General features: G+C 70.1%; 24 protein-coding genes and 1 pseudogene. 9 read left to right on the top strand and 16 right to left on the bottom strand.

The features are described from left to right. Window positions 1–7: 7 nt before the first annotated feature. The 3 genes and pseudogenes from OG841_RS08300 to OG841_RS08290 all read right to left on the bottom strand — a co-directional run. A complete protein-coding gene (locus tag OG841_RS08300; protein WP_328642031.1) occupies window positions 8–958 on the bottom strand; it encodes a carbohydrate ABC transporter permease in 951 nt (316 codons plus the stop codon). Next, complete coding sequence (locus OG841_RS08295; protein ID WP_328642032.1) at window positions 958–2,244, bottom strand: ABC transporter substrate-binding protein; 1,287 nt, start codon at window positions 2,242–2,244, stop codon at window positions 958–960. The genes OG841_RS08300 and OG841_RS08295 overlap by 1 nt, the downstream gene beginning before the upstream one ends. Before the next feature lie 605 nt (window positions 2,245–2,849). Then, window positions 2,850–3,854: pseudogene (locus tag OG841_RS08290) on the bottom strand (carbohydrate kinase family protein); the annotation flags it as partial. A gap of 127 nt (window positions 3,855–3,981) precedes the next feature. On the opposite strand from OG841_RS08290, the gene OG841_RS08285 reads away from it, so the two are divergent. The 4 genes from OG841_RS08285 to OG841_RS08270 all read left to right on the top strand — a co-directional run bounded on the left by OG841_RS08285 (window position 3,982) and on the right by OG841_RS08270 (window position 10,678). Next, window positions 3,982–4,746 (top strand): DeoR/GlpR family DNA-binding transcription regulator, encoded by a 765-nt coding sequence (locus tag OG841_RS08285; RefSeq protein ID WP_266510300.1) that lies wholly within the window; start codon window positions 3,982–3,984, stop codon window positions 4,744–4,746. 214 nt (window positions 4,747–4,960) lie between these two features. Further along, complete coding sequence (locus tag OG841_RS08280; protein ID WP_365122284.1) at window positions 4,961–6,298, top strand: 6-phospho-beta-glucosidase; 1,338 nt, start codon at window positions 4,961–4,963, stop codon at window positions 6,296–6,298. A gap of 77 nt (window positions 6,299–6,375) precedes the next feature. Beyond that, window positions 6,376–9,423, top strand: a complete 3,048-nt coding sequence (locus tag OG841_RS08275; RefSeq protein WP_365122287.1) for an alpha-mannosidase — start codon at window positions 6,376–6,378, stop codon at window positions 9,421–9,423. A gap of 4 nt (window positions 9,424–9,427) precedes the next feature. After that, window positions 9,428–10,678, top strand: a complete 1,251-nt coding sequence (locus OG841_RS08270) for an alpha-L-fucosidase (RefSeq protein WP_328642035.1) — start codon at window positions 9,428–9,430, stop codon at window positions 10,676–10,678. Between the two features lie 104 nt (window positions 10,679–10,782). Here OG841_RS08270 and OG841_RS08265 read toward each other — a convergent pair whose 3' ends face one another. Next, window positions 10,783–12,462 (bottom strand): carbohydrate binding domain-containing protein, encoded by a 1,680-nt coding sequence (locus OG841_RS08265; protein WP_328642036.1) that lies wholly within the window; start codon window positions 12,460–12,462, stop codon window positions 10,783–10,785. A gap of 154 nt (window positions 12,463–12,616) precedes the next feature. Continuing rightward, entirely contained in the window at window positions 12,617–13,738 is a 1,122-nt protein-coding gene (locus OG841_RS08260; protein ID WP_328642037.1) for an ATP-grasp domain-containing protein, read from the bottom strand. A 264-nt stretch (window positions 13,739–14,002) separates the two neighbouring features. Between OG841_RS08260 and OG841_RS08255 the strand changes: the two genes are divergently transcribed. Together OG841_RS08255 and OG841_RS08250 are read left to right on the top strand one after the other, a co-directional pair. Continuing rightward, window positions 14,003–14,863, top strand: a complete 861-nt coding sequence (locus OG841_RS08255; protein ID WP_328642038.1) for a metallophosphoesterase family protein — start codon at window positions 14,003–14,005, stop codon at window positions 14,861–14,863. Next, on the top strand, window positions 14,860–15,540 hold the full coding sequence (locus OG841_RS08250) for a 4'-phosphopantetheinyl transferase family protein (RefSeq protein WP_365122294.1): 681 nt from the start codon (window positions 14,860–14,862) through the stop codon (window positions 15,538–15,540). The genes OG841_RS08255 and OG841_RS08250 overlap by 4 nt, the downstream gene beginning before the upstream one ends. Window positions 15,541–15,562: 22 nt before the next feature. Here OG841_RS08250 and OG841_RS08245 read toward each other — a convergent pair whose 3' ends face one another. Continuing rightward, on the bottom strand, window positions 15,563–15,802 hold the full coding sequence (locus OG841_RS08245) for a hypothetical protein (RefSeq protein ID WP_057610106.1): 240 nt from the start codon (window positions 15,800–15,802) through the stop codon (window positions 15,563–15,565). A gap of 243 nt (window positions 15,803–16,045) precedes the next feature. Here OG841_RS08245 and OG841_RS08240 point away from each other — a divergent pair, with 243 nt between their 5' ends. Then, window positions 16,046–17,068 carry an alpha/beta fold hydrolase gene (locus tag OG841_RS08240; protein ID WP_328642040.1) on the top strand — a complete coding sequence of 341 codons (1,023 nt, stop codon included), beginning with the start codon at window positions 16,046–16,048 and terminating at the stop codon, window positions 17,066–17,068. Window positions 17,069–17,081: 13 nt separating this feature from the next. On the opposite strand, the gene OG841_RS08235 is transcribed toward OG841_RS08240, so the two are convergent. Continuing rightward, window positions 17,082–17,612 carry a toxin-antitoxin system, toxin component gene (locus OG841_RS08235; RefSeq protein ID WP_328643707.1) on the bottom strand — a complete coding sequence of 177 codons (531 nt, stop codon included), beginning with the start codon at window positions 17,610–17,612 and terminating at the stop codon, window positions 17,082–17,084. A gap of 32 nt (window positions 17,613–17,644) precedes the next feature. Next, window positions 17,645–18,301, bottom strand: coding sequence for a helix-turn-helix domain-containing protein (locus OG841_RS08230; protein ID WP_059209310.1), 657 nt, complete (start codon window positions 18,299–18,301; stop codon window positions 17,645–17,647). A gap of 224 nt (window positions 18,302–18,525) precedes the next feature. On the opposite strand from OG841_RS08230, the gene OG841_RS08225 reads away from it, so the two are divergent. After that, window positions 18,526–19,176: an MmyB family transcriptional regulator gene (locus OG841_RS08225; protein WP_328642041.1), complete on the top strand. Its 651-nt coding sequence runs from the start codon at window positions 18,526–18,528 to the stop codon at window positions 19,174–19,176. 95 nt (window positions 19,177–19,271) lie between these two features. Here OG841_RS08225 and OG841_RS08220 read toward each other — a convergent pair whose 3' ends face one another. The 8 genes from OG841_RS08220 to OG841_RS08185 form a co-directional block, all read right to left on the bottom strand. Next, entirely contained in the window at window positions 19,272–19,433 is a 162-nt protein-coding gene (locus OG841_RS08220) for a hypothetical protein (RefSeq protein WP_328643785.1), read from the bottom strand. Window positions 19,434–19,508: 75 nt separating this feature from the next. Then, window positions 19,509–20,333 carry an ABC transporter ATP-binding protein gene (locus OG841_RS08215; RefSeq protein ID WP_328642042.1) on the bottom strand — a complete coding sequence of 275 codons (825 nt, stop codon included), beginning with the start codon at window positions 20,331–20,333 and terminating at the stop codon, window positions 19,509–19,511. Between the two features lie 26 nt (window positions 20,334–20,359). Next, window positions 20,360–21,139: an ABC transporter permease gene (locus OG841_RS08210; protein WP_365122299.1), complete on the bottom strand. Its 780-nt coding sequence runs from the start codon at window positions 21,137–21,139 to the stop codon at window positions 20,360–20,362. Then, window positions 21,136–21,909: an ABC transporter permease gene (locus OG841_RS08205; protein WP_365122301.1), complete on the bottom strand. Its 774-nt coding sequence runs from the start codon at window positions 21,907–21,909 to the stop codon at window positions 21,136–21,138. The genes OG841_RS08210 and OG841_RS08205 overlap by 4 nt, the downstream gene beginning before the upstream one ends. Further along, window positions 21,906–22,877: an ABC transporter substrate-binding protein gene (locus OG841_RS08200; protein ID WP_328642045.1), complete on the bottom strand. Its 972-nt coding sequence runs from the start codon at window positions 22,875–22,877 to the stop codon at window positions 21,906–21,908. The genes OG841_RS08205 and OG841_RS08200 overlap by 4 nt, the downstream gene beginning before the upstream one ends. 201 nt (window positions 22,878–23,078) lie before the next feature. Then, window positions 23,079–24,017, bottom strand: a complete 939-nt coding sequence (locus OG841_RS08195) for a PDR/VanB family oxidoreductase (protein WP_371564248.1) — start codon at window positions 24,015–24,017, stop codon at window positions 23,079–23,081. Next, the gene (locus OG841_RS08190; protein ID WP_057610121.1) at window positions 24,014–24,202 is read right to left on the bottom strand and encodes a hypothetical protein; all 189 of its coding nucleotides are present in this window, start codon (window positions 24,200–24,202) and stop codon (window positions 24,014–24,016) included. Before OG841_RS08190 ends, OG841_RS08195 begins: the two co-directional genes overlap by 4 nt. Continuing rightward, window positions 24,199–25,272 carry an aromatic ring-hydroxylating dioxygenase subunit alpha gene (locus tag OG841_RS08185; protein ID WP_328642047.1) on the bottom strand — a complete coding sequence of 358 codons (1,074 nt, stop codon included), beginning with the start codon at window positions 25,270–25,272 and terminating at the stop codon, window positions 24,199–24,201. The genes OG841_RS08190 and OG841_RS08185 overlap by 4 nt, the downstream gene beginning before the upstream one ends. Before the next feature lie 526 nt (window positions 25,273–25,798). Here OG841_RS08185 and OG841_RS08180 point away from each other — a divergent pair. Beyond that, the gene (locus OG841_RS08180; RefSeq protein WP_365122308.1) at window positions 25,799–26,128 is read left to right on the top strand and encodes a hypothetical protein; all 330 of its coding nucleotides are present in this window, start codon (window positions 25,799–25,801) and stop codon (window positions 26,126–26,128) included. Window positions 26,129–26,244: the final 116 nt, after the last annotated feature.

Genomic DNA, 26,244 nt, shown 5'->3' with positions numbered 1-26,244 from the left:
GCCCTTCCTAGTCGCCGCGGCGCTGCACGAGGCGCCAGTTGATGATCGAGAAGAGGACGACGACGAGGAAGATGCCCCACGCCACCGCGGCGCCGTACCCGAAGTCGTTGTTGTCGAAGGTCTGCTGGAAGAAGTAGAGGACCATCGTCTGGCCCGAGTGACCGGGGCCGCCCGCGAACGTCGAGTCGTTGGACGAGGTCTGGAGCAGGACCTGCGGTTCGGAGAAGCTCTGCAGACCCGTGACCGTCGACACGACGAGCACGAACAGCAGCGTGGGCCGCAGCAGCGGGAGCGTGATCCGGAAGAAGGTCTGGATCGGACCGGCGCCGTCCATGCGCGCCGCCTCGTACAGCTCGCCCGGGACGGTCTGCAGCCCGGCGAGGAAGATGATGGCGTTGTAGCCGGTCCACTGCCAGGTCATCAGGGCGGCGATGGTGACCTTGATGCCCCATGGCGTGTTCAGCCAGGCCACCTGGTCGATGCCCACCGAGTGCAGGACGGCGTTCACCACGCCGCTGTTGGTGGAGAAGATCGAGCCGAAGACGATCGCGATGGCGACGACCGAGGTGACGTTCGGCAGGAAGTACGCGACGCGGTACAGGCCCTTGAACCGCACCGCGGAGTTGAGCATCACGGCTGTGACCATCGCCAGGAAGATCATGGGGAAGGTGGCCAGCACCCAGATGATGAGCGTGTTCCCGATCGAGTTCCAGAAGTCGCCGTCGCTCAGCAGGTACTGGTACTGCGAGAGACCGGCCCACTCCATCGAGCCGAGGCCGTCCCAGCGGTGGAAGGACAGATAGAGCGAGAAGCCGACCGGGAACAGGCCGAAGCCGAGGAAGAGCAGATAGAAGGGGGAGATCGCGGCGTAGAGGTGCCAGTACTTGCGCAGCCCCTTCTTGGGCCGCGTGGGCGAGGGCTGTGCCACCGCGGGCGGAGTCTGCTCGAGGACGGCCATCAGTAGCTCACCCCCAGGTGCTTCGCGATGCGACGGCACTTGCTCATGGCGTCACTCCAGGCCTTCTTGGGGTCCTTGCCGAGGACGCCGACGTTCTTGATCTCGTCCTTGATGGGCTGCCCGAGCGCGACGTCGAACGGACTGTTGTAGGCGACCACGATCTGCTGCGCGGCCGGCCCGAAGATGTCGGTCGTGACCTGCCCGCCGAAGTACGGGTCGGGCTCCCGCATCTGCTTCAGGCCGTACGAGGCGGGCGTGGAGGGGAAGAGGCCCGCGTCGACGTAACCCTGCGCCTGGTTGGACGCGTCGAGGATCCAGGTGATGATCTGGAAGGCCCGCTCGGGTTCCCGGCACGCCTTGGTGATCGACAGGAACGATCCGCCGTTGTTGGCGGGCCGTACCGGCATCTGGGCGACCCGGTACCTGCCCTTGGCCTTCGGCACACCGTTCTTGATGTCGAAGGCCGCCCAGGAGGCGCCCAGTTCACTGGGCAGCTTGCCGTCCTGCTTGGCCGACAGCTGGTCCGGGGTGCCGCTCACGAGGTCGGAGACGATCCCGCGGCGCTTGGCCTCCACGGCGAGCGCCCAGGCGTCGCGCACGTGCTCCTGGTCGCCGATGAAGTGGCGGTCCTTGTCGACGTACCGCTTGGAGCCCTGCTGTACGACGTTCTCGAACACGGAGTTGACGTCGGTGAGGAGCATGGTCCCCGGGATCCGCTTCTTGAGCTGCTCACCCGCGGCGAAGTAGTTCTGCCAGGTGTTCAGCTCCTTGGAGACGTCGTCCGGTTCGTACGGCAGCCCCGCCTTGCGGAAGATCTCGTACTGGTAGAAGTGCCCGACCGGTCCGCAGTCGATCGGGAAGCCGACCATCGTGCCGTCGTCGGCGATGCCCTGGTCCCACTTCCACGACAGGTACTGGCTCTTGTACTTCTCCGCGCCCAGCGTCCGCAGGTCGATGAACTGGTCCGCGTTGGGCAGGTAGGCGGCCATGTCCTCGCCCTTGAGCCCCGCGATGTCGGGGATGTGGGCCCGGCCGGTGATGGTGGTGATGAGCTTGGAGCGGTACTGGCCGCCGATCTGGATGGCGTCCAGGCTCACGGAACTGCCGTAGCGGGCTCTGGCGTTCTTCACGACGGTGTCGCTCAGGCCGCCGCTCCAGTACCAGAGGACCATGTTCCGGCCGGTCGAACCGGTCGGAACGGCGCAGCCGGTGGCCAGGCCGCCGAGTGCCGTGGCGGCTGTACCGCCCAGGCCCGCGCGGAGCAGGCCTCTTCGTGAGAGCCGCACAGCTCCCACCGCCTTTCGGATCTTTTCGGGACGTGCATTCGGGGGGGGCTTGCGGGGGTGTCGCGGGGTCAGTGCTGCCGTGCGGTGTCGGGTGGCGCGACGGGGAGGTGCGCGGCCTGCGGGGTGTCCCGGGCGGCCGGGGAGTGCTCGGCCGACGTGTCGCGGGTGGTCGGGGGGTGCGTGGTCTGCGGGGTGTTCTGGGCGGCCGGGGGGTGCTCGGCCGACGTGTCGCGGGTGGTCGGGGGGTGCGTGGTCTGCGGGGTGTTCTGGGCGGCCGGGGGGTGCTCGGCCGACGTGTCGCGGGTGGTCGGGGGGTGCGTGGTCTGCGGGGTGTTCTGGGCGGCCGGGGGGTGCGCGGCCTGCGGGGTGTCCCGGGCGGCCGGGGAGTGCTCGGCCGACGTGTCGCGGGTGGTCGGGGGGTGCGTGGTCTGCGGGGTGTTCTGGGCGGCCGGGGGGTGCTCGGCCGACGTGTCGCGGGTGGTCGGGGGGTGCGTGGTCTGCGGGGTGTCCCGGGCCGCCGGGGGGTGCGTGGTCTGCGGGGTGTCCCGGGCGGCCGGGGGGTGCTCGGCCGACGCGGTGTCCCGGGCGACCGGGAAGGGCCGGGCCGGCGGGGTGACCGGCGCGTGGTGGACCGGTGGACCGACGTCCGCCGGGATGCGGTCCACCAGGAAGCCGTACGCCCGCTTCAGATCGGGATCCGCCGGCGAGCGCCACCAGCGGTCGACGCCGTACCAGCCGGGGGCCGCCAGGGCGCCGCCGTGGTGCCCCACGGAGAGCCCGGCCGCCAGGACGGCGAACCTCAGTCGCTCCTCCAGCGGCCAGCCGCCCAGCGAGGCGGCGACGAAGGCGGCGCCGAAGACGTCTCCCGCGCCCGTGGCGTCGAGGACGTCGACAGCCAGCGCCGGCACGTCCGCGTACTCGCCGGTGGTCTGGTCGACGGCGATCGCGCCGTCCCCTCCCCGCGTGACCACGGCCACCGGCACCAGCTCGGAGAGCGTGCCGAGGGCCGCGACCGCGCTGTCGGTGCGGGTGTAGGCCATCGCCTCGGTCTCGTTGGGGAGGAAGGCGTGGCACAGGGCCAGCTGGTCGAGGAGGTCGGTGGACCACACCTGGGTGGGGTCCCAGCCGACGTCCGCGTAGATGTGCGTGCCGTTCGCGGCGGCCTTGGAGAGCCAGGCGCGCGGCTCGGACTCCAGGTGCACCAGGGCCGTGCGCGCCTCGGGCGGGTCGCCCATCAGCGCGTCCTGGGAGTACGGCGGTTCCTGGCCGTGGGTGACCAGCGCCCGGTCGTCACCGTGGGCGAGCGCGACGGTGACGGGGGTGTGCCAGCCGTCCGCGACCCGGGAGAGCGAGAGGTCGACACCTTCCTGACCCGCGAGGATCTCCTGGCAGTAGGCGCCGTAGAAGTCGTCGCCGAAGACCGTGGCCAGGGAGGTGCGCAGGCCGAAGCGGGACGCGGCGACCGCCAGGTTGGCGATGCCGCCGGGGCCGCAGCCCATGCCGGCCGTCCAGATCTCCTCGCCCGGCGTCGGCGGCTTTCCCAGACCCGTCAGGACGAGGTCGTAGAAGAGCAGCCCGGTCAGCAGCACCTCGGGCCGGTCGTCGTCCACGTGAGCGCCTCTCGTCAAAACTCGTCAATTTCGATGACGGGAATCGTGCGCCGCTCGGCGACATTGGTCAATACCTAAGCAGAACTGAGCATAGAAATGATTGAAGATGACGAGTAGTGTTCACGGTGTGCTGGCTGAACGACGACACCAACTCATCCTGCGGGCCCTGCGCTCTGGCGGCCCCGCGGCCGTGACGGATCTCTCCGAGCAACTCGGTGTGAGCCCCGCCACCATCCGGCGTGACCTCGTCAAGCTGGAGGAGGACGGGCTGCTCACCCGGGTCCATGGCGGCGCGCGCGCCGAGGAGGGCGACCAGCCCTTCGCCGAGGTCGCCGAGGTCCGGGTGGCGGAGAAGGACGCCATAGCCGCCCGGGCGGCCGCGCTGATCGCCGACGGCCAGTCCGTGCTGCTCGACATCGGCACCACCGCCTACCGCCTGGCCCGGCAGCTGCACGGCCGCCGCCTCACCGTGATCACCAGCAATCTGGTGGTCTACGAGGAGCTCGCCGACGACGAGGGCATCGAGCTGGTCCTGCTCGGCGGCATGGTCCGCCGCGAGTACCGCTCCCTGGTCGGTTTCCTCACCGAGGACAACCTCCGCCAGCTGCACGCCGACTGGCTCTTCCTCGGCACCAGTGGAGTGCGCCCCGGTGGGCAGGTGATGGACACGACGGTCGTCGAGGTGCCGGTCAAGCGGGCCATGATCAAGGCGAGCGACAAGACCGTCCTGCTCGCCGACACGGCCAAGTTCCCGGGCACGGGCATGGCGAAGGTCTGCGGCCCGGAGGACCTGGACGTGGTGGTGACGAACGCGCCGGTCGACGCGGCGACCCGCTCCTCCCTGGAGGAGGCGGGCGTCGAAGTGGTCCTGGCAGGAAAGGTACAAGCTTGAATCCCCGCCCCCGGAATCGAAGGAGATTCCTGGCTCACGCCGCTCGACCGCTCGGTGGGCGACCGGGTCGTACCCGATCGGCACCGGCCGGGTCGACGCCGGCCCGGGTTCTCGGAGCAAGTGCAAGGAGGCAGCGCGTGCCCGGTTCTCGCGGCGCGCTGTCCGGAGATGACTCGTCCCAGCCGGAACGCCGGGGCATTCTTGGAGGCACCCGGTGAAACTGACCATTCTCGGCGGCGGCGGCTTCCGGGTCCCGCTCGTGTACGGCGCGCTGCTGACGGACCGCGCCGAGGGCCGGGTGACCGAGGTCGTCCTGCACGACCTGGACGCCGGCCGGCTCTCCGCGGTCGGCCGGGTCCTCGCCGAACAGGCGGCGGCCGTCCCCGACGCCCCCACGGTGACCACCACGACCGACCTGGACGAGGCTCTGCGCGGCGCCGACTTCATCTTCTCGGCGATCCGCGTCGGCGGCCTGGAGGGCCGTGCCGACGACGAGCGGGTGGCCCTCGCGGAGGGCGTCCTCGGCCAGGAGACGGTCGGCGCGGGCGGCATCGCCTACGGCCTGCGCACGGTCCCGGTGGCCGTGGACATCGCCCGGCGTGTGGCGCGCCTCGCCCCCGACGCCTGGGTCATCAACTTCACCAACCCGGCGGGCCTGGTCACCGAGGCCATGTCCCGTCACCTCGGCGACCGGGTCATCGGCATCTGCGACTCCCCGGTCGGCCTCGGCCGCCGTATCGCGCGCGTGCTCGGCGCCAACCCCAACGAGGCCTGGATCGACTATGTCGGCCTCAACCACCTCGGCTGGGTCCGCGGTCTGAAGATCGCCGGCCGGGACGAGCTGCCCCGCCTGCTCGCCGACCCCGACCTGCTCGGCTCCTTCGAGGAGGGCAAGCTCTTCGGCGTCGACTGGCTCCAGTCCCTCGGCGCGATCCCCAACGAGTACCTGCACTACTACTACTTCAACCGCGAGGCCGTTCGCGCCTACCAGCACGCCGAGAAGACCCGCGGCGCCTTCCTCGCCGACCAGCAGGCGCGGTTCTACGACGAGGTCGGCGCCCCCGGCGCCAAGGCGCTGGACGTCTGGGACCGCACGCGTGCCGAGCGCGAGGCCACCTACATGTCCGAGAACCGGGAGACGGCCGGCGCCGGAGAACGCGACGCCGACGATCTCTCCGGCGGCTACGAGAAGGTCGCCCTCGCCCTGATGCGGGCCATCGCCCGCGACGAGCGCACCACCCTGATCCTCAACGTCCGCAACCAGGGCACGCTCTCCGTGCTCGACCACGACGCCGTCATCGAGGTGCCCTGCCTCGTCGACGCCAACGGCGCCCACCCGGTCTCCGTCGCACCGCTGCCCGACCACGCCACCGGACTGGTCTGCTCGGTCAAGGCGGTCGAGCGGGAGGTGCTGGCCGCCGCCGGGTCCGCCTCGCGCGCGACCGCGGTGAAGGCCTTCGCGCTGCATCCGCTGGTCGACTCCGTCAATGTCGCCCGCAAGCTGGTCGAGGGCTACACCTCGGTGCATCCCGGGCTCGCGTACCTTAAGTAGCGTCCGTTTTTTAGAAAGCGCTTTCCCCTCGCCTGTCGGCCCCACCAGCTCGCTCTCTCCCTCCCTGGAGACCTTTCATGCACGACGAACGCCGCCGCATCGAGGAGCGCGTCCAGCGCGCCCACGACCAGCGCATCAAGCCCGCGATCTACGCGGCCACCGTCCCCTTCGAGGTCGAGGCCTGGCAGGCGCCGGGCGAGCCGGTCTCCTTCGAGGAGGCCGCGGCCGCCCGCTACACGCCCTTCGCGATGGACACCCCGTGGGGCCCGCCCTGGGGCACCACCTGGTTCCGGATGCGCGGCCGGGTGCCCGCCGAGTGGGCCGGACGGCGCGTCGAGGCGGTCATCGACCTCGGCTTCGTCGGCGACTGGCCCGGCAACCAGGCCGAGGCCCTGGTCCACCTCGCCGACGGCCGCCCCCTGAAGGCCGTCAACCCGCTCAACCAGTACGTCCCCATCGCCAACCCGGCGAACGGCGGCGAGGAGATCGACTACCTGGTCGAGGCCGCCTCCAACCCGGACATCCTCAAGGACAACTTCTCGAAGATCACGCCGATGGGCGACAAGCTCACGGCCGGCTCCGCGCCCCTCTACACCTTCCAGCGCGCCGACCTCGCCGTCCTCGACGAGGAGGTCTTCCACCTCGACCTGGACCTCCAGGTGCTGCGCGAGCTCATGGTCCACCTCGCCGAGCACGAGCCCCGCCGCCACGAGATCCTGCACGCCCTGGACCGGGCCATGGACGCCCTCGACCTGGACGACGTCTCCGCCAGCGCGGCGGCGGTCCGCGAGGTCCTCGCGCCCGTGCTGGCCAAGCCGGCCAACGCCAGCGCCCACACGATCTCCGGTGTCGGCCACGCCCACATCGACTCCGCCTGGCTCTGGCCCATCCGCGAGACCAAGCGCAAGACGTCCCGCACCTTCTCCAACGTCACCGCGCTCGCCGACGAGTACGACGACTTCATCTTCGCCTGCTCCCAGGCCCAGCAGTACGAATGGGTCCGCGACAACTACCCGCACGTCTGGGCCCGCATCCAGGACTCCGTGAAGAAGGGCCAGTGGGCCCCGGTCGGCGGCATGTGGGTCGAGGCCGACGGCAACCTGCCCGGCGGGGAGGCCATCGCCCGCCAGCTCATCCACGGCAAGCGGTTCTTCATCGAGCACTTCGGCGTCGAGACCAAGGGCGTCTGGCTGCCGGACTCCTTCGGCTACACCGCCGCCTACCCGCAGCTCGCCAAGCTGGCCGGCAACGACTGGTTCCTCACCCAGAAGATCTCCTGGAACCAGACCAACAAGTTCCCCCACCACACCTTCTGGTGGGAGGGCATCGACGGCACCCGGATCTTCACCCACTTCCCGCCGGTCGACACCTACAACGCCCGCTTCAGCGGCGAGGAGATGGACCGCGCGGTCCGCAACTACAACGAGAAGGGCGGCGGCACGCGCTCCCTGGCCCCCTTCGGCTGGGGCGACGGCGGTGGCGGCCCCACCCGCGAGATCATGGAGCGGGCCCGGCGCCTCGCCGACCTGGAGGGCTCGCCCAAGGTCGTCGTCGAGCACCCCGACGAGTTCTTCGCCAAGGCCCGCGAGGAGTACCCCGACGCCCCGGTCTGGGTGGGCGAGCTCTACCTCGAGCTGCACCGCGCCACCTACACCTCGCAGGCCCGCACCAAGCAGGGCAACCGGCGCTCCGAGCACCGGCTGCGCGAGGCCGAGCTGTGGGCGACGACGGCAGCGCTGCACGCGCCGGGCTACTCCTACCCGTACGAGAAGCTCGACCGCCTGTGGAAGACCGTCCTGCTGCACCAGTTCCACGACATCCTGCCGGGCTCCTCGATCGCCTGGGTGCACCGCGAGGCGGAGGCCGAATACGCCCGTGTGGCCGAGGAGTTGGAGGCGCTGACCGCCGAGGCGGTGGCCGCGCTGGGCGCCGGTGGCACCCGGGTCTTCAACACCAGCCCGTTCGACCGTTCCGAGGTGGTGCGCACGGGCGATCAGGCTCTGGCGTACGTCGAGGTGCCCGCGAACGGCAGCGCATCGCCGGCCGGCGCCGAGCCCGCGCAGCCGGTCCGTGTCTCCGGTCGCGTCCTCGACAACGGTCTGGTGCGGGTGGAGGTGGCGGAGGACGGCACGCTGTCGTCCGTCCTGGATCTGCGGGCCGGCCGGGAGGTGCTGGGCGACAAGGGCAACCTGCTCCGCCTGCACACCGACCTCCCGAACTACTGGGACGCCTGGGACATCGACAAGCACTACAACAACCGGTACACGGATCTGCTGGAGCCCACGTCGGTCGAGGTCGTCTCGGAGGACCCGCTGCTGGGCGCGATCCGCGTGACCCGGTCCTTCGGCAAGGGCTCGACGATCACCCAGACCATCACCCTGCGCGCCGGCAGCCCCCGGATCGACTTCGAGACCGAGATCGACTGGCACGAGGCCGAGAAGATCCTCAAGGCCGCCTTCCCGGTGGACGTCCGGGCCGCGCACTCCTCCGCGGAGATCCAGTTCGGCCACATCCAGCGGCCCACGCACACCAACACCAGCTGGGAGGCGGCCCGCTTCGAGGTCTCCGGCCACCGCTGGGTGCACGTCGGCGAACCGGGCTACGGCGTCGCGGTGCTGAACGACTCCACCTACGGCCACGACGTCTCCCGTACGGTCCGTGAGGACGGCGGTACGACGACCACGGTCCGGCTCAGCCTGGTCCGCGCCCCGCGCATCCCGGACCCGGAGGCCGACCAGGGCACGCACCGCTTCACCTATGCGCTGCTGCCCGGCGCGAGCATCGAGGACACCGTCGCCGAGGGCTACTCCCTCAACCTCCCGCTCCGGGTGGCGGACGCGGCCGGTGCCCCCGAGCCGGTCGTCTCGGTCGACGGCCAGGGCGTGACCGTCGAGGCGGTCAAGCTCGCCGACGACGGGTCCGGTGACGTGGTGGTCCGGCTGTACGAGTCGGGCGGCGGTCGCGCCCGGGGCGTGCTGCGCACCGGCTTCCCGCTCGCCGGCGCCCAGGTCACCGACCTGCTGGAGCGCCCGCTGGAGGACGAGACGGCCGAGGTCACGGACGGCGGTGTGGCGGTCTCGCTGCGGCCGTTCCAGGTGCTGACGCTCCGCCTGCGGAGGGGGTGACCGCGTGCCGATGCAACCCTGGTTCACCGACGCCAAGTTGGGGATCTTCATCCACTGGGGCATCTACGCCGTGGACGGCGTCCAGGAGTCCTGGTCGTTCTACGACGACATCGTCCCGCACGATCAGTACATGTCCCAGCTGGAGCGTTTCACGGGGGCCACGTACGACCCCCGTGAGTGGGCCGGCCTGTTCGCGCGTGCCGGCGCCAGGTACGCCGTGCTGACGACCCGTCACCATGACGGCGTGGCCCTGTGGGACACGGAGTACGGCGACCTGAACCTCGGCAAGGACTACGTCGGCCCCTACGCCGAGGCCCTGCGCGAGAAGGACCTCAAGGTCGGCTTCTACTACTCCCACTCCGACTGGAACCACCCCGACTACGCCTCCACGCGCAAGCCGGGCCGCCCGCCGGAGCAGGAGGACAACCGCTACTCCGAGGTCGCCGCCGAGGACGAGGACCTGGCGGCCTGGGAGCGGTTCATCGCCTACCGGGACGGCCAGATCCGGGAGCTCGCCTCCCGCTACCGGCCCGACCTGATGTGGTTCGACGGCGAGTGGGACCGCAGCGAGGAGCAATGGCGCATCCCCGAACTCGCCGCGCTCATACGGTCGTACGTGCCGGACGTCGTCTTCAACGCGCGCATGCTCAGCGAGGGCGACTACGCCACCCCCGAACAGGGCGCTCCCATCGAACCGCCTGACGGTCCCTGGGAGTTGTGCCTGACGATCAACGACTCCTGGGGGTACCAGCACCAGGACCACCACCACAAGTCGCTCGCCCAGCTGATCCGCTACTTCACCGAGACCATCGGCGGGGGCGGCAATCTGCTGCTCGACGTCGGCCCGATGGAGGACGGCACCATCCCCGAGCCCCAGGTGGAGCGCCTGGAGGGTCTGGGGGAGTGGATCCGCAAGCACTCCGAGGCCGTGTACGGGACGGTGCGCGGGCTGCCCGCCGGGCACCACTACGGACCCAGCACGCTCTCCGCGGACGGCCGGACGCTCTATCTGGTGCTCTTCGACGCGCCGCGCGCCGAGGTCGGGCTGCGAGGGCTGGTCACCCCGGTCCGCAAGGTCACCGTCCTGGGTACCGGGGCCGAGCTCGGGCACCAGGTGGTCGGCGGACTCCACGAGGCCGTGGGCATCGTGTGGATCGACCCGCCCGCCGAGGCCGACCTCGATCCGTACGCCACGGTGCTCAAGGTCGAACTGGACGGGGAAGCGGAGCTGTACCGAGGGGCCGGACGGTTCTGAGGGCCACCTCAGGTCCGTGTGCGACTCTGCCGCCGAACTGCTCCCACGCCTGCCCGAGTTGGCGCAGGCGTGGGGGCAGTTCGGCCGCGTGACCGCCGGTCAGCTCAGCCGGTGAAGCCGGCCGTGATCGAGGTGAACTGCCAGTTGTTCTGGCTGATGCCGGAGCAGTTGCTCGTCACTCCGCCGCCCGGGCACGGCCGGTCCCGGTTGACCGACCAGAACGCGAGCCGGGCGATGTGACGGGAGTTCGCCCAGTCACGGATCTGGGTCCAGATCGCCGTGCTCGTCAACTCCTGCTGATCACTGAGCCCGTTCATACCGGAGATCCCGATGTGGGCGTAGGCCGTCGCGTCGTCCCACCCGAAGGTCGACTTCAGCTTGGTCTTCAGCCCCTCCGACGCGTTCACGGTGTTGCCGTACATGTCGCTGCCGCCGCCGAAGTCGAACGGCATGATGGTGAAGACGTCGATGTTCGCGCCCAGCGACTGCGCCTGCTCGATGAGCCGGTTGCCGTAGTAGGTCGGGCCGGTGGTCGAGGTGCCGAAGGTGACGATGGTCTTCAGGCCGGGGTTGTTGGCCTTGACCGTCTTCAGCGCGGTCAGGATCCTCGCCTGCACGGCCTCGTTCTCGAACTCGTCGCTGTTCTCGATGTCCATGTCGATCGCCTTGAGCGAGTAGGCGTCGATCACCTTCTGGAGGGCGGCCGCGAGCGCGCTCGCGGAGGAGCAGTTGGCGCCGAGCTTGCTGCCCTGCCAGCCGCCGAACGACGGCACGATGTCACCACCGGCGGAACGGATCTGGTTGACGGTCGTCTGGTCGACACCGCCGGTCAGCGGCCGGGTGCCGTCCCAGGCGGGATTGCAGCCACCGGAGTCCAGCACGAACGCCATCGTGAACCACTTGACGCCGGTCGCGCTCATCACCGTGCTCGGGTTCGGCGGATCGCCCCAGCCCTCGTACAGATACGGCGCGGCCTGCTTGAAGCCGGTGCCGCCCCCGCCGCCCGCGTCGGTCGTCACGCTCACGGAGTTGGACGCCCCGGAGGCGTTCCCGGCCGCGTCGCGCGCCTTGACGGTGAAGGTGTACGCCGTGCTCGGCGAGAGACCGCTGACGGTGGCGGACGTCCCGGAGACGGTGAGGACGTTGGTGGAGCCGCTGTAGATGTCGTAGCCCGTGACGCCCACGTTGTCCGTCGAGGCGTTCCACTTCAGGGACACGCTGGACGACGTCTTGCCCGTGGCGGCAAGTCCGGTCGGCGCGCTCGGCGCCTGTGTGTCCGAACCACCGCCCCCGCCGGGCCCGTCGAGGCTGATGTCGTCGGCGTAGTAGGTGCCCTGGGCGTACCAGCCGTGGACGTAGACGGTGGCACTGGTCTGCGAGGCGCCGGTGGTGAAGCTCGTGGTGAGCCGGCTGTACGCCGACGGGGAGGTCGTCCACGTGGACGCGCCGCCGTCCACGCCGAGGTAGACGTAGGAGCCGCGCACCCAGCCGCTGAGGCTGTAGGTCGTGTTCGGCTGGACGGCGACGGTCTGGCTGCACTGGGCGTTGTCGCTCGAACTCACCGCGCCCTGAAGGGACTTGGTGCCACCGTGTACGGGGGAGGAGACGACCGAACCGAGGTTGCCGGTGCAGGTCCAGGGGGAGAGGTTCCCGGATTCGAAGCCGGGGTTGGTCAGGATGTTGGCTGCCTGAGCCGTGCCGGGCAGAGCGACGGCACCGACGAAAGCCAGTGCCGCGGAGCCGAGGAGAGCGAGAAGTCTGGAACGTCCGAGTGGGTTGCGCACGCGATCTCCCTGAAGATATGGGGGTGTTCGGGAGTGCAGAGAGGTGCAGGGGGGTGCGCAACCAAGTTGGTATGGACCAATCCGCCTGTCAAGATGAGCGGCGAGGATTGGTCCATACCGGTGGAGGGGAGCTGCCCAAGGGGCGCGGAACTACCTAGAGCGGCAGGGCCTGAGCCGTTTCCACCGCAGGCACAGGTGCGGGAACGGAAGGCAACAACGGCTCGACCTCCTCGACCCGCTGATGAGGCACCGACACCGGCCGCAGCTGCCTGAGCCCCGACACCACCGTGTAGTCCTGACCCAGGAACGGCGGATCGATCACCCCGGTGTCCTCACCGAGCGCCAACTGCACAGCGGCCCAAGGCACGTTGACCCCGCACAGGGAGAGCTGGTGCAGCCCGCCCGCAGGCCGCGTGTTGACGTCCATGAGCACGGGCCGGTCACCGAACATCCGGAACTGGATGTTGGACAGATAGTGCAGCCCGAACCCCTCGGCGATCAGCCGTGCCGGTTCCAGCCACTGCTCGTGCTGGGTGAACCCGCGCCGCCGCCCGTTCTTCGTGCGGCCGATCGCCAGCCGCACCCGGTTGTCGGTCCCGGTGAGCGTGTCCACCGACACCTCCGGCTGCTCAAGACGCGGCATGACCAGCCAGTCCACCTGCTCGTCCGCCCGGTCCAGCGCCTCGACGACCGTGTCGAGCGACACGTACGGGCTGGGGAAGCCGTTGAGCTGCGCGAGGGAGAAGGGCGCGCGCGTGATGACCCGGAAGCCCACCCCGCCCGCACCGGACGCGGGCTTGAAGCAGGCCTTGTGGCCGCCGGCCTCCAGTTCCTCCACGGCCGCGACCAGCTCGTCCGCGGTCCGCACCCGCCACCACGGCGGCACCGGAACACCCACCGCCTGGACCGCCTCGTAGGCGACGACCTTGTCGTGGAAGACGGCCACGGCCTCCGGGGGTGGTGCGAGCAGCGCCGTACCGATCGCGGCGAAGTCGGCGCGGTGGGCGACGATCGCCGCCTGGTGCAGCCGGGGCACGAACACGTCGATGCCACGCCGCTGGCACTGGTCGAGAGCGAACTCGACGTAGCCGGCCGGCGACAGTCCCTCCGGCTCCAGCTCGGCGGTGTCCGCGGCGGCCAGCACGGGAGAGTCGGCGTCTCCGTGCGTCGCATGGATCTCGACGGCTCTGGCGCTGGGATTCCGCCGCAACTGATCCATGAAGAACACGTTCTCCGCGTACGTGCGGTTGAGCCAGACGCGTACGCGAGAGAGCATGCAGGCCGCCTTTCGGGTTTTCGGGCAGGGCGAAGCAGGCCCGTGCCCGGGCAGGGTGGTTGGAGGGTCACCAAACCGCCCCTTGCGAAGGGAAGTTTCAGAGCGGTGGTGGTGCGGCGATCATACGGCTTTCCAGGGGCCACGCGTGCAACGCCCGTGTTACGGAATTTCCGATCATGAAGCTCCGCCGCCCCGGACCACTCTTGTACCAGGAAACCAAATGTGTTCTCGTGGTCCCACCCGGGTGCGAGGAGGGGGCGAGAGGTGACGTCTACGGCCGGTGGTGCGGCCCAGCTGCTCGCCATCAGTGACCTCCACATCGGCTATCCCGAGAACCGCTCCCTCGTCGAGCGGATGCGCCCCGGCACCGACGACGACTGGCTCCTGGTGGCCGGTGACGTCGCCGAGACCGTCGCCGACGTACGCTGGGCCCTCAAGACCCTTGCCGGCCGCTTCCGCCAGGTCGTCTGGGCCCCCGGCAACCACGAACTGTGGACCCATCCGAAGGACACCGTCACCCTGCGCGGGGTCGCCCGCTACGAGCACCTCGTCCAGATGTGCCGGGACCTCGGCGTCCTCACCCCCGAGGACCCCTATCCCGTCTGGGACGGCCCCGGCGGCCCGGTCGCCGTGGCCCCGCTGTTCCTGCTGTACGACTACTCCTTCCTGCCGGCCGGCTGCACCACCAAGGAGCAGGGCCTCACGTACGCGCACGGCACCGGCGTCGTCTGCAACGACGAGTACCTGCTGCACCCCGATCCCTACCCGTCCCGCGAGGCCTGGTGCCGGGCCCGGGTCGCCGAGACCGAGCGCAGACTCGCCGCGCTTCCCGACGACCTGCCCACGGTCCTGATCAACCACTACCCGCTGGACCGGCACCCGACGGACGTCCTGTGGTACCCCGAGTTCGCGATGTGGTGCGGCACCACGCTGACCGCCGACTGGCACCGCAGGTTCCGCGTCGAGACCATGGTCTACGGCCATCTGCACATCCCGCGGACCACCTGGCACGAGGGTGTCCGCTTCGAGGAGGTGTCGGTGGGCTATCCGCGGGAGTGGCGCAAGCGGCCGGAGCCGCCCGGACGGCTGCGCCGGATCGTGCCCAGGGAGGTCGGCTCACGGTGATCGAGGAACTCCTGCCGGACTCGGTGGTGGCCGTCGAGGTCCACGGTCACGACGAGCCCGAGAACGCCACGCTGTACCCGGAGGAAGCCGCGCTCGTCGCCTCCGCGGTCCCCAAACGCCGTCGTGAGTTCACCGTCGTGCGGGCCTGCGCCCGCCGGGCCATGGAGAAGCTCGGGGTGCCGCCGCAGCCGGTCCTGCCCGGGGAACGCGGCGCCCCGCGGTGGCCGGCCGGCCTCACCGGCAGCATGACCCACTGCGACGGTTACTGCGCCGCCGCCCTGGTCCGCGCCGCCGACCTGGCCTCCCTCGGCATCGACGCCGAACCCCACGGACCGCTCCCGGAGGGCGTGCTGGGGAGTGTCTCCCTGCCGGGGGAACGGGTCAGGCTGCGGGACCTCGCCGGGGCGTACCCCGCGGTCCACTGGGACCGGTTGCTGTTCAGCGCCAAGGAGTCCGTCTACAAGGCGTGGTTCCCGCTCACCGGCACGTGGCTGGACTTCAGCGAGGCCGACATAGAGATCCTCGTCGACCCCGCACAGCCCTCAGGCGGCGCTCTGCGCGCCGAACTCCTCGTCCCCGGCCCGCTGGTGCGCGGCGAGCGCCGCGGCGTCTTCGAGGGCCGCTGGGCGGTCCGGGGCGGTCTGGTCGCGACATCGATGACCGTGCCGCACGCCTGAGCGCACGGCGCGGGTCGTATGTCTAGGACTCCGGCGGACACCAGCTCTGCAGGAGCCTGAAGAACGCCTCCTCGTTGCCCGCGAGGCCCGCGTCCGCCAGCGCCTGTTCGGCCTCGGCGAGGACCGCCGGCGGGACGACCGGTGGTCGGGCGGTGTCGGGCGGGCCGGCCGCGGTGTCGAAGGCGGCTCGGACCGTGTGCAACAGCCGCAGATAGGCCTGGACGGCGGTGCGCTCACGGTCGGTCAGTACGGCGGTGGGCATCGGCGGCTCTCCCCAAGTCGGCGTCGGTGGCACCCCCGGACGGGGCGCGTCGGTCGCAGCCCCTACGGGCGTGCATCTCCAGCTTGCCGTCCACCACTGACAATCCGGCTTCCGCGCCCGCTCGTTCGCCCGCTTAGCGGAGGCGAAACCTCACCGAAATCACTGGAGGGAAAGCGGTCCTAGGCTGGGAGGAAGGGCTTTCGGCCGTCTTGATCCGCGGCCAGGGGAACGGGAGGCGAGCACATGGTCGACGACCCGCGCAGGCGCCCGGTGCGCGCCGTCCGGCTGCGCTCGGTGGGCGACGCAGAACTGGAGCTGCGGTACCGCGTGGTGCACGGTTACCGCCGTGCCTTCCGCATGGCGGGCGAGGGTCCGCCGCTCGTCCTCATCCACGGCATCGGCGACTCCTCGGCGACCTGGGCCGAGCTGATTCCCGACCTCGCCCGCACCCACACCGTGATCGCCCCCGACCTGCTCGGTCACGGCGACTCCGACAAGCCGCGGGCCGACTACTCGGTGGCCGCGTACGCCAACGGTGTCCGTGATCTGCTCACCACCCTGGGCATCGAGTCGGCCACCCTGGTCGGGCACTCACTGGGCGGGGGAGTGGCCATGCAGTTCGCCTACCAGTTCCCCGAGCGCACCGAGCGGCTCATCCTGGTCAGCGCCGGCGGTGTGGGCCGCGAGGTCAACCCCGTGCTGCGGCTGGTCTCCCTGCCCGGTGCCCACCTCATGCTGTCCTCGCTGCGGCTGCCCGGCATGCGGCTCCAAGTGGGCCTCGCCGTCCGCCTGATGAAGCTGCTGGACACCGATCTCGGACAGGACGCCCCGGATCTGCTCAACCTCGTCGACGCGCTCCCGGACGAGACCTCGCGCAACGCCTTCATCCGCACCCTGCGCGCGGTCGTCGACTGGCGCGGCCAGGTCGTCACGATGCTCGACCGCTGCTACCTCACCGAGGGCATGCCGACCATGCTGCTGTGGGGCGACCGGGACAGCGTGGTGCCCGTCCGGCACGCCTTCGGGGCGCACGAGGCGATGCCGGGCAGCCGCCTGGAGATCTTCGAGGGCGCCGGTCACTTCCCGTTCCACAGCGATCCCACGCGGTTCGTCTCGCTGGTCGAGGAGTTCACGGCGACCACGGCTCCGGCGGACTGGAGCCGTGACCACTGGAGGCAACTGCTCCGGGACGGCGGCCCCGGCACCTCGCGAGCGCGGCGCGGGGAGCGCGACCTGAGAGAGGCGAGCGAACGCAGCGCGACGTGACGTCGGGGCAGGCTCAGCCCTGTGGCCCCAGATACCCCAGCGACGCCTCGATCCGTCCCGCCAGACGGTCCCGCTGCACAGGCCCCCGCAGCGACGAACCGGCCAGCCACGTCCGGCACTTGCTGGCCAGTAACAGGCCGAAGCTCTCCGCCTCCCGCTCGTCGTCGAGCTCGAAGCGGCTACGGGCGGCCACCTTGCGGACCGTGGCCTGGAGATCGGCGTCGTCGCAGAGCAGGCGGGCGGCGACCGCGGCGCCCTCGACGTGGTGGGAGCAGTGGCCGGCGTTCATGTGCCACAGCTCGTGGCCGAGGATGACCAACTGGTGGTCGGGGGCGGTGCGTTCCTCGATCACCACGAGGTCCTGGTCGGCCATGTCGAGCCACAGCCCGCTGGCCGTGCCGGGCGGGAAGGGCGCCGTACGGAAGTGGACCGGGCGGCCCCGGCGTCTGCTCATCGCCTCGCACAGGGCGCCGTAGAGGTCCTCGGGCCGTGCCGGGGCGTCGAGTTCCAGCTCCGCCACCAACTCGCCGCTCAGGCGGCGCATGTGCTTACCGATGCCCACAGTTGTCTCCCGGATCAGGACTCGGGCCGCTTGACGCTCTCCAGGAGCATGTCCAGCCACTCGGCGACCTTGTCACGGTGCTGGTCGGTGGGCAGCTGCGCGGCCCGCCAGGCGATTCCGCGGACGCCGTGGTCCTGGAGCAGTCGCTCCAACGGGTCGTGGGCGGCCGCGGCGGCCTCCCGCTCCCGGTCGGCGAGCTTGTGCAGGAGCTCCTGCTCGGTGTGCTGGAGCGCACCCGCGAGCGCCTCGGGGTCCTCGGCCGTCAGGAACCCGGCGTGCACCCGGAAGAACCGCTGGATGGCGTCGCAGTGCTCCATGGTGGGGCGCCGGTCGCCGTTGATGAGGGCGCCCGCCTGCTGCCGGGACATGCCCGCGCCGTCGGCGATCTCCTGCTGGGTGTACTTGCGCCCGTTGGGCTTGAGCCGGGTGCGGCGCAAGAGGTCGAGCCGCTGCAGGAACCGCGCCTGGACGTCCGGTTCACCCGCCGGGCGCCCGCTCAGCAGAGCCTTGACCACGGGCTCGGGGACGCCCGAGGCGACGGAGAGCCGACCGGTGTCGAAGACCTGAGCGTGCGGCACGCCGAGCCGGTCGGAGAGTGCGGTGACGCGGGCGACGACGGCCGTCAGCACGACCGTTGCCGCGTCGTCCGGGCTCTCGAAGCCATCCGACACCGACAGATCTCCTACGTCTCTCACCCGATGACTCACAGGCGGTCGCCGTGAACTTCCCGGAGAGTAGCCCTTTGTTCGAACTCACATCCAGGTGTCGCCACAACTGTGGCCAATTTCAGCCGTCAACCGCAGCGGAATGCCACGATAGTTGACACCACAAGCTCCGGGGAAGCAGGATCAAGGCGCCGCGTGAAGGCCGCATAGGCAAGAGGGGTGACCTCCCGATGGCATATCAGGCAGGTGGGCAGCGGTCCGAACTGCGGCCCGTCCCCGAGGGGCTGGAGGCCCAGGCGTATCTTCAGGACTACGCCACGCTCCTGGAAGCCGTCCCCTTCCCGTCCGTCGTCCTCGACCACCGCTGGGACGTCGTCCTCGCCAACGCCGCTTTCGCGTCACTTTTCCGTGCCGTGGGTCCCCATCCGACGGCCATGCCGGGCGACAACTTCCTCCGGTTCGTCCTCTTCCACCCCGACGCGAGCAGCGTCCTCGGTGAGCACGAGTCGCGCTGGTGTCTGCCGATGCTCGCGCACTTCGCGGCCGCGGTGGAGCGGCACGGCCACGACCACGGCATCCAGGCGATCCGCCGGGACATCGCCCAGGACCCGATCATGGACGCCGCCTACCGGCACGGCCTGCCGCACTGGATCCGCGCGGTCGGCGAGCGGGCCGTGGAGCACGACGGCTCCGTACGCCCGCTGATGCACCCCGACCCGCGCTGGGGCGCCACCGACTGCCGGCTCGTCGACGAGACCCCGCGGACCTTGCGCGATCTGGGCTACACCCGGCTGACCCTGGTGCTCCGCCCGGCTCCCACCAGGCGCCGCCCGCGGCGCACGACGACACATCTCACGGTGGTCCCCACCCCCCAGGTCTGACGGGCACCGTCGGCGTTCAGGTCGTCGACGGCGCCTCGTCAGTAGGTGCCGGGCCCCGTGGCGCAAGGGTGTTCCACGGGGCAGCCCCTCGCGGCTCACTCCGCCAGCACCAACGGCACCCCCTCGCACGGCATCAGCCGCACCCCGTCGGCCCGCGTGGGCCTGCCCGTCGCCAACGCGCCCGCGAAGTCCGGGCCCTTGCCGAGGGAGCCGACCAGGCGGCGCGGGGCGGCGGACGCGGCGACCCGGCCCGCCACCTCGACCGGCGCCGACAGCGTCAGGCAGTACTCCGCCTCGCCGTCAGCGCCAACACCGGCCGACCGCAGGGCAGTTCAGCGAAGTGGAGGCGTATCCGACGTCGTGACGACAGCCTCCTGGACGACTCCGCGCTTCGCCGCCTGGATCTGCTCGTACACATGGGTGCGCAGTTCGGCGAAGCGCGGGGCCACACGGGTGTGCAACTGGTCCCGCTCGTCCGGGAGATCGACCTTGAGCTGCTCCTGCACGACCGTGGGCGAGGCGGACAGCACGATCACCCGCTCGCCCAGGTAGACCGCCTCGTCGATGTCGTGGGTGACGAACAGGATCGTGATGCCGCGCTCCCGCCACAGCCGTCGTACGAGATCCTCCAGGTCGGCGCGGGTCTGCGCGTCCACGGCCGCGAACGGCTCGTCCATCAGCAGGACCTCGGGCTCGTACGCGAGTGCGCGGGCGATCGCGACGCGCTGCTGCATACCGCCGGAGAGCTGCCAGGGATACGCCCCGGCGGCCTCCGCGAGGTCCACCGACTCCAGCGCGTCGGCGACCAGTTCACGTCGTCTCGCCTTGCTCAAGTCCTTCTGTTTCAGCGGGAGTTCGACGTTGTCGGCGACGCGCATCCAGGGGAAGAGGCTGCGGCCGTACTCCTGGAAGACGAAGGCCATCCCGGGCGGGGGACCGGTCACCTTCCGTCCCGCCAGGTGGACTTCGCCGGCGGTCGGGGTGAGCAGCCCTCCCATGCACTTCAGCAGCGTCGTCTTGCCGCAGCCCGACGGGCCGACGAGACACACGAGTTCGCCCGCTTCGACGGTGAAGGTGAGGTCGCGGACCGCCTCCACACGACGGCCGGAACCCTCGTAGACCTTCTGCAGGCCGGATACGCCAAGAAGCGCGGGCATGGACCGCCCTTTCGGGTTCGGGTGATTCACGGGGACCGCCGCGTCGAGGCGCGCAGGCCGTGGTACCAGGCGAGGGCCCGCCGCTCGACCAACTGGAAGACGAGGGAGAGCAGATAGCCGAGCAGACCGAGGACGAGGATCCCGGTCCACATGTCGGGGACCGCGAAACTGCGCTGGAACTGGACGATGGTGAAACCGATGCCGTTGCTGGCCGCGAACATCTCGCTGATCACCATCAGGATGATGCCGATCGAGAGGGCCTGGCGCAGCCCCGCGAAGATCTGCGGACTCGCCGAGCGCAGCACCAGGTCGCGCAGCCGCGAAGGGCCGGTGATGCCGTAGGAGCGGGCCGTCTCCAGCATCACCGGGTCGACCGCGCGCACGCCCTCGACCGTGTTGAGCAGGATCGGCCAGACACAGCCGCTCGCGATCACCGTGACCTTCATGGTGTCGCCGATGCCCGCGAACAGCATGATGACCGGGATCAGCACCGGCGGGGGGACCGCCCGCAGGAACTCCAGGACCGGTTCGCACACCGCCCGCACCCGCCGGTAGGAGCCGATGACCGTGCCGACCGCCACCCCGACGACGGCCGCCAACGCGTAACCGGCCGCCAGTCGCCAGAGGCTGGGCAGGACGTCGGCGCGCAGCCGCTCGGCGGTCCACACGTCCGGGAAGGTCTGGAGGATCGTGCGCAGCGGCGGCCAGAAGATGTTGGTGCTGCCGGCCGAGGCGAACCACCAGACGGCGATCAGCAGCGCGGGCAGCGCGAGCACGAGGACCAGCCGGAGAACGAGCCGCTTCACACCGCCACCTCCCCGCGCACCGACTGGTGCCAGGCCAGCGCCCGTCGCTCCACGGTACGCGCGCCGACGTTGATGAGCAGCCCCAGAAGACCCGTCACCACGATCAGCGCGTACATCTCCGGGACCGCCTGCGAGTTCTGCGCGACCGCGATCCTGGCGCCCAACCCCGGTGCGCCGATGACGAGTTCACCGGTGATGGCGAGGATCAGCGCGACGGCCGCGGCCAGCCGGACACCGGTCATCACATACGGCAGCGCGGTCGGCCACAGCACATGCCGGATCCGTGCCCAGGTGCCGAGACCGTACGACCGTGCCGTCTCGTCGGCGACGGGGTCGACGTCCTGGACGCCGTAGAGCGTCTGGATGAGGACCTGCCAGAACGAGGCGTACACGACGAGCAACAGCACCGAGCGCAGTTCGCTGCCGTACAACAGCACCGCCAGCGGGATGAGGGCGACCGAGGGGATCGGGCGCAGGAACTCGATCGTCGAGGCCGTCGCCTCGCGCAGATACGGCACCACGGAGACGGCCACTCCGATGACGATCCCCGCCGAGACGGCGATGGCCAGGCCCAGGGCCCAGCCGGTGAGGGTGTCGCCGAGCGCCGTCCAGAAGGAGCCGTCGGAGAGTTCGTCGGCGAAGGCGCTCGCGATCCGGCTGGTCGGCGGGAAGTACTCCTCCTTGACCAGACCGAGCCGCGGCACCACCTCGCCCAGGGCGAGGAAGGCCGCGAGGCCGGCGGCGCCCAGCGCCGCGTTCTGGAGCCTCACGGAAGCAGCGCGTCCACGTCGGGGGTCTTCTTGAAGAACCCGTCCTCCTCGCCCAGTTTCGCCAGCGCCTCGATGGACTCCTTGTTCGGCTCGGCCGGCCACTTCGGAAGAGTCACCTGCGCGAGCACCGACGCCGGGATCTTGGTGTACGTCGTGATGACCTGGCGTGCCTCGTCCGGGTGGGCGTCCGCGTAGGCGAGGGACTCGGCGGTGGCCTCCTGGAACTTCTTCACCACGTCGGCGTTCTGCTGCTGGTAGCGCGTCGAGGTGAAGTACATGGCGACCGTGGTGCCCTGCGCCACGTCCACCATGGGGGAGGCGATCACCTGGCCGCCCTGGCTCTTGATCGTGGCGAGGGCGGGCTCGACCGCGCAGGCCGCGTCGACCTGGCCGCCGTCGAGAGCGGCCGGCATCTGGTCGAAGGCCAGCTCCACGAACTTCACCTTGTCCGGGTCGCCGCCGTCCTTGCGGACCGACTCGCGCACGGCGGACTCGTTGATGTTCTTCAGCGTGTTGATGGCGACCTTCTTGCCCTCCAGGTCCTTCGCGGACTTGATCGAGCTGCCCCTCTTCACCGCGATCGCCGCAAAGTCCTTGCCCGCCACGCCCGTTGAGGCGATGCCGTTGGAGACCGCCTTGACCGGCACCCCGGACGACTGGGCGATCAGCAGGGAGGTGACGTTGGAGAAACCGAACTGGAACTGCCCGCTGGCGACTCCGGGCACGATCGCCGCGCCGCCGGACGCGGTCGATATCTCGAGCTTCAGCCCGCGCTTGCCGTAGAAGCCCTTTTTCTGGCCCAGATAGACCGGCGCGACATCGACGATCGGAATGAGGCCGAGCTTGACGGTGGTGGTGCCGCCGGACGACGATCCCGAGTCCGAGGCCCCCGAGTCTCCGGACGAACCACAGGCCGACGCGGTGACCACTAATGCTCCGGCCGCAAGGGCGACGAGCAGACGACGCATGGCTCCTCCTGTGCAGACTTGTTGTTCCGACAGGCTGTGCACGGACCGCACAGTGGTGCTCAGCGCGAAAGGTATGGGGCTGGCGGGGGTGGGGTCAATGCCTTTGGCTGACAATATTGTTGACATTTATGGAGGGGCTGCGCTCGATCGCCGCCCCGGTGCGGGACCGGGGCGGCGAGGGGGGCAACATCCCCGTGATGGCTACAGGTCCAGGACCAGCTTCTTCCCACGACACCGGGACACGCAGATCATCATCGTCTCCCCGGCCTCTCGCTCCTCGTCCGTGAGCACCGAGTCCCGGTGGTCCGGGGTGCCGTCGAGGACGTCGGTCTCACAGGTGCCGCAGGTGCCCTCGGTGCACGAGAACAGCACCTCTACACCCGAGGCGCGCACGGCGTCGAGCACGGAGACGTCCGGGGCGACGGTGACCGTCGTGCCGGTCTGTGCCAGCTCGACCTCGAACTCCGTGTTCTCCGCGGCCGGTTGCTCCTTCGGCGTGAACCGCTCCACGTGCAGCAGCCCGGCCGGGCAGCGCTCCTCCACCGCGTCGAGCAGCGGGCCGGGCCCACAGCAGTAGACGAGGGTTCCCTCGGGGGCGCCGTCGAGCACCGACGGCAGGTCCAGGAGGCCGGTCTCGTCCTGGGGGGCGACGGTGACCCGATCGCCGTAGCGGCTCAACTCCTCGGTGAACGCCATGGATTCGCGGGTCCGTCCGCCGTACAGCAGGGTCCACTCCGCGCCCTCGGCCTCCGCCGCCGCGAGCATCGGGAGGATCGGGGTGATGCCGATTCCGCCCGCGATGAAGCGGTAGCGGGGTGCGGGCCGCAGGGCGAAGTGGTTGCGCAGACCGCGCACCCTGACCTTGTCTCCCTGCCCCAACTGCTCGTGCACATGGGCGGATCCGCCGCGTCCCACGGGCTCGCGCAGCACGGCGATCCGCCAGGAGGTCCGGTCGGCCGGGTCGCCGCACAGGGAGTACTGCCGCTCCAGGCCGGGGCCGAGCACCACGTCGATGTGGGCGCCGGGCTCCCACTGCGGGAGCTGTTCGCCCAGCGGGTGGCGCAGGGTGAGGGCGAGCACGCCGTCGGCCGCCGAGTCCCTGCGGTCGACGACGAGTTCGGCTTCGTACGCGTCACTCATGAACTGTTTCCTTGCGGCTCGTGTGAGGGCGGCTCGTGTCCCTGGGGATGGGCGAGCATCCACTCCCACATCTCGATCGGGTCCTGCGAGGTGTGCTCGCGCCCGCAGTGACAGGTGCCGTGCAGGACGTCGGTGCCCGGTAGCCAGTCGATGCGGTAGATCTCCCCGGTGGGTCCGGCACTCACAGGATCTTCTCCACGGGCTTGTCGCCCTCCTCGACCAAACGGGCGAGGATACGGCGGGCGGCGAGACCGCCGGTGTCGATGTTGATGCTCAGCTCCTGGTAGCCGGTGCGCTCGGTACCGAGCGTCCGCTGCAGCAGGTTGAGCGCGTCGACGTCCTGCATGACGACGGTGTGGTTGTTGCCCCGCAGGAACTCGGTCACCTCGGCGTCCTCGGTCGCCCAGTCGCGCGAGACCATCCAGAAGTCGTACACGTGACCGTCGCTGGACGGGGTGATGGCGTACGTGATCTCGGTGTGGAAGCCGTTCGGATCGCTGCCGTCGGCCTCGGGAAGCACGCCGACCGGCGCGATGCGGCTGTGCAGCAGATACAGACAGGGCGCGTGGTACTCGATGTCCTGCCAGCGCGTGATCCGGCCGCTGATGCCGGTGGACTTGGCGTAGAAGGGCGGGCACGCGGCGTCGTCCATGTGCCGGCTCACCCGCACGATGCCCGCGCCCTCGTCGACCTCCGTGGTGATCGGCGTCTCGGCGACCTCGGGGGTGCCGATGTAGCCGCCGTGCAGATAGGTCTCGTGGGAGAGGTCGAGGAGGTTGTCGACCAGCAGGCCGTAGTCGGCGTCGATCGGTTCCATGCCGCGGACGGTGACCCAGCCGGGGGAGTCGAGGTGCCTGGCCCGCGGGATGGTGTCGGCATCGGCGAGGGCCGGGTCGCCGATCCACACCCAGATCAGGGAGTCCAACTCGACGACGGGGTAGGAGGCAACGCGCGCGGTGCGCGGTACGCGCTTCTGGCCCGGCACGTACACGCAGGTGCCCGTCGTGTCGTACGTGAACCCGTGGTACCCGCACACGAGCCGGTCGCCGTCGAGCCGACTGGGCTTCTCGTGCAGCGGGAACCTGCGGTGCACACACCGGTCGGCGAGCGCGACGGGCGTCCCGTCCTCCTCGGTCCGGTAGAACACGAGCGGCTCACCGAGGATCGTCCGGCCGAGCAACTCCTCGCGCCCGACCTCATGGCTGTAGGCGGCGACGTACCACTGGTTCCTGGCGAAGGCGGTCGTGTGAGGCATGGGCTTCCCGTCCCTGTCGGCGGGGCGCCGTCGCCCCGCGTGCCGTGGTTGGAATCAGGGTGGTGAGGCTTGTATCGGCTCGGCAAGGCGGCTTCTGCCAGGCGGAAGGACTTTCGTAAAGAGGCTGGTCAGAGCCCTGTCCTGTCAGCTCCTAGTCGCCAGAGTGGGTTAGCTGGAGAAGGTGACAGCGAGGGCGACTACTCACTGCGTATGGTAATCGCCCAAAGATGTCCGCTTCATTGCAAATGTGATGTCCATCTGTCGATGGATGCCCCAGAAGTACATGTACGGCGTGTCTTTTCGCCGACCCGCTCTGGCCGAACTTGGACACCGATGGCTGTGCCCTGCAGCGCACTGTCTCGACTTCGGGTCGGATCGGTGGCATCGCTCGCGCAGGTCGAGCGGCCCTTGTCGTCAGCGGGATCTGGAAAATTGATCAACGACGGTTCTAGGCGTCGGCTGCGTCGGACGCTTGAAGGAGCAGTTGCCTGCGGCACGCGAGGACGGGGCGGGCACCATGCTCTGCATGAAGAAGAACGATATCTGGCGGCTGGTCGCGGGAATCCTGGCGCTGACCCTGATGCCCGAGGAGCCGTGGGACGGTGAGCTGGACCGGTTGTCGCTGCTGATGGACGAGCTCGCCCGTCTTGACGGGGAGTTGCCCGCGGGAGTGTCGGCGGAGGAGGCCGCGGCGATCACCGTAGGCAGGGCACAGGAGCGGATCGCTCTGGTGACCGGCGGATTCGCGGCGGCCTTTCTCCAACTCGCCGCCGCGTACGACGATGCCGACGCTGACACCTCGGCTCTCGACGTTGTCCGCGCGATGGCTTTGGAGTGGGTCGACCGCGAGGACTGAGCGCGCGATGGCCGCTGTGTTTCGGCAAGTGGCGCGGTGCGGGAAGGAGGGGGCTCGGGGGATGGCCCTGTCCTTCCCGCACCGCTCTGGTGCCGCGCCGCCCGGGCGTGCCGTGA

The sequence above is a fragment of the Streptomyces canus genome (genome assembly GCF_041435015.1).
Classification (GTDB): Bacteria; Actinomycetota; Actinomycetes; order Streptomycetales; family Streptomycetaceae; genus Streptomyces; species Streptomyces canus_G.
The sequence above is the reverse complement of the archived record's forward strand: the minus strand, read 5'-3'. Positions and strand labels throughout refer to the sequence as shown.

Coding starts and splice junctions, on each gene's coding strand:
- OG841_RS08300 (WP_328642031.1), bottom strand. CDS start 958: ATGGCCGTCCTCGAGCAGACTCCGCCCGCGGTGGCACAGCCCTCGCCC.
- OG841_RS08275 (WP_365122287.1), top strand. CDS start 6,376: ATGCACGACGAACGCCGCCGCATCGAGGAGCGCGTCCAGCGCGCCCAC.
- OG841_RS08260 (WP_328642037.1), bottom strand. CDS start 13,738: ATGCTCTCTCGCGTACGCGTCTGGCTCAACCGCACGTACGCGGAGAAC.
- OG841_RS08245 (WP_057610106.1), bottom strand. CDS start 15,802: ATGCCCACCGCCGTACTGACCGACCGTGAGCGCACCGCCGTCCAGGCC.
- OG841_RS08240 (WP_328642040.1), top strand. CDS start 16,046: ATGGTCGACGACCCGCGCAGGCGCCCGGTGCGCGCCGTCCGGCTGCGC.
- OG841_RS08235 (WP_328643707.1), bottom strand. CDS start 17,612: ATGCGCCGCCTGAGCGGCGAGTTGGTGGCGGAGCTGGAACTCGACGCC.
- OG841_RS08225 (WP_328642041.1), top strand. CDS start 18,526: ATGGCATATCAGGCAGGTGGGCAGCGGTCCGAACTGCGGCCCGTCCCC.
- OG841_RS08215 (WP_328642042.1), bottom strand. CDS start 20,333: ATGCCCGCGCTTCTTGGCGTATCCGGCCTGCAGAAGGTCTACGAGGGT.
- OG841_RS08200 (WP_328642045.1), bottom strand. CDS start 22,877: ATGCGTCGTCTGCTCGTCGCCCTTGCGGCCGGAGCATTAGTGGTCACC.
- OG841_RS08195 (WP_371564248.1), bottom strand. CDS start 24,017: ATGAGTGACGCGTACGAAGCCGAACTCGTCGTCGACCGCAGGGACTCG.
- OG841_RS08185 (WP_328642047.1), bottom strand. CDS start 25,272: ATGCCTCACACGACCGCCTTCGCCAGGAACCAGTGGTACGTCGCCGCC.
- OG841_RS08180 (WP_365122308.1), top strand. CDS start 25,799: ATGAAGAAGAACGATATCTGGCGGCTGGTCGCGGGAATCCTGGCGCTG.